A 1,734-nucleotide genomic window follows, 5' to 3' on the forward strand; every position below is an offset into this window, starting at 1 on the left:
CCCACCGGCCCGTCCCGCCGCCGGGCCGGCTACGACGAAGAGATCACGAGGAAGAGCCTGCGCCATGGCCCGAGACCCCGTACTGGAAACACTGCGTGATGCGATCGGCGACACGCGCGTGCTGACCGACCCCGACATCGTCGCCGGCTACGTCGGAGACTGGACCGGGCGCTTCGTCGGGCGGACGGCCGCCGTCGTCCGCCCGACGAACACCGCCGGCGTGGCCGCGGTCGTCGAGACCTGCGCCCGGTACGGGGCCCCGCTGGTGCCCCAGGGCGGCAACACCGGGCTCGTCGGCGGCGGGGTCCCCACCCGTGGGGAGATCGTGCTGAGCCTGCGCGGGCTCACCGGCACCCTGTCCGTCGACACGGCGGCCGCGCAGGCCACCGCCGGTGCGGGGGTGCTGGTCAGCAGCCTGCACCGGGCGGCGTCCGCCGCCGGCCTCGCCTACGGCGTGGACCTCGCCAGCCGGGACAGCGCCACGGTCGGCGGCACCGTCGCGACGAACGCCGGCGGCCTGCGCGTCCTGCGCCACGGGGACACCAGGGCCCAGCTGCTCGGCGTGGAGGCCGTCCTGGGTGACGGCAGCATCGTCTCCCACCTCACCGGCCTGCCCAGGGACAACACCGGCTACCACCTGCCGTCCCTGCTCGCGGGCAGCGAAGGGACGCTCGGCGTGGTCACGGCGGTGCGGGTCCGGCTGGTACCGGCCACCCGGGCGCGGGCGGTCGGGCTGCTCGGCTTCGCCTCGGTGGAGCAGGCCGTGACCGCGGCATCCCTGCTGCGCAACGGCCTGCCCGCGCTCGCGGCCGCCGAGCTGATGCTCTCCCCCGGCCTGGAGCTGGTGATCCGCGCCTGCCACCTGTCCCGGCCGCTGCGGGGCCAGCACCCGGCCTACCTGCTGGTCGAGATCGCGGACGAGACCGGCGTCTACGCGGGAGGCGGCGTCACCGCCGGCGGCATCCCCGGCAGGAACATCGCGGGCCGGGGCGTCACCGGCGGCGGTGCCGGAGGTCCCGGGCGCCTCGGTGGCCTCGGTGGCCTCGGTGGTGCCGGGACGGGCGGGCGGGCCACCGTGCTGGAGACGCTGGCGGACGCCGTCGCCAGCCTGCCCGGGGTCCAGGACGCGTCCCTGGCGGGCGACGCGCGCGGCTGCCGCGCACTGTGGGCCTACCGGGAACGGCACACCGAGTCGATCAGCACCTTCGGCACGCCCGTCAAGATGGACGTCACCCTGCCGCTGGGCGTCCTGCCCTCGTTCGTCGAGGCTGTCCCGGCCACCGTCGCGGGGATCGCCCCCGAGGCGAGGACCTGGCTGTTCGGCCACGTCGCCGAAGGCAACGTGCACGTCAACGTCACCGGCACCAGCGGCGGTAGCGGCGGCGGTAGCGGCGGCCGGGGCGGGGACGCCGCCGGGGACGCCGAGGACCGGCGGATCGAGGACGCCGTGTTCAGGCTCGTCGCCGACAGCGGTGGCAGCATCAGCACGGAGCACGGGATCGGCACGGCGAAACGCCGCTGGCTGCCGCTGAACCGCTCACCCAGCGAGATCGCGGCGTTCCGCCGTCTCAAGCGGGCCCTCGATCCCGCCGGCATCCTCAACCCGAACGTCCTGCTGCCGGAGACATCCTGACCAGCCGGCGGGCACCAGGACGGACGAGGCCGTGCCACCATGGCCGCGAACGCGATGATCGCGATCATAGTGATCGCGGCCATGACGATCGCGAACACGGT

At 75.2% G+C, this 1,734-nt stretch carries 1 protein-coding gene; it reads left to right on the plus strand.

The annotated features are described in order from the left end of the window. The first annotated feature begins 64 nt into the window (after positions 1-64). Positions 65-1,633 (plus strand): FAD-binding oxidoreductase, encoded by a 1,569-nt coding sequence (locus NBW84_RS13940; RefSeq protein ID WP_250285160.1) that lies wholly within the window; start codon positions 65-67, stop codon positions 1,631-1,633. Positions 1,634-1,734: the final 101 nt, after the last annotated feature.

It is taken from the genome of Protofrankia sp. CiP1_Cm_nod2 (genome assembly GCF_920664355.1).
Lineage (GTDB): Bacteria > Actinomycetota > Actinomycetes > Frankiales > Frankiaceae > Protofrankia.